Source organism: Vibrio sp. 1288, from assembly GCF_033344475.1.
The window spans coordinates 1-509 of the sequence record NZ_JAWPOX010001171.1; the positions used below are offsets into that span (position 1 = coordinate 1).

A 509-nucleotide genomic window follows, 5' to 3' on the forward strand; every position below is an offset into this window, starting at 1 on the left:
AAACGAGAAAGAAGCCGACCGCTTCGGCATCGCAACCTTGGCGAAAGCAGGATTTGATGTGCAAGCAATGCCGCGTTTCTTTGGACGTTTAGCTGATGAGTACCGCTACGCGAGTAAACCGCCACCAATGCTACTGACTCACCCTTTACCAGAAGACCGTGTGGCAGATAGCCGTCAACGTGCACAAGCCTATCCCCCAATGCGCATTGCACCCTCTATCGATTACCATTTGGCGCGCGCACGCATTGTCGCGCGATATGCCGGTATCGACGGACAAGCCGCACTAGGTTGGTTTGAGCGTACTCAAAAGAAAGCTTCAGCGGACATCATGCCGTCATTTGATTACGGCCGAGCGCTGGTTCATCTGGACAACAAACGCTTATCACAAGCAGAACCGATTTTGAAAAAGCTGTTAGCGCAAGATCCGGGCAACCCATTCTATTTAGATGCAATGACCGATCTATACATCGAGAAAAAACAGCCACAACAAGCCGTTGAGTTACTAAATA

General features: G+C 50.1%; 1 protein-coding gene. It reads left to right on the forward strand.

Annotated features, from left to right (window positions below):
• Positions 1-509: tetratricopeptide repeat protein (locus tag R8O11_RS31500; RefSeq protein ID WP_412035108.1), on the forward strand; the 509-nt coding region annotated here is incomplete at both ends.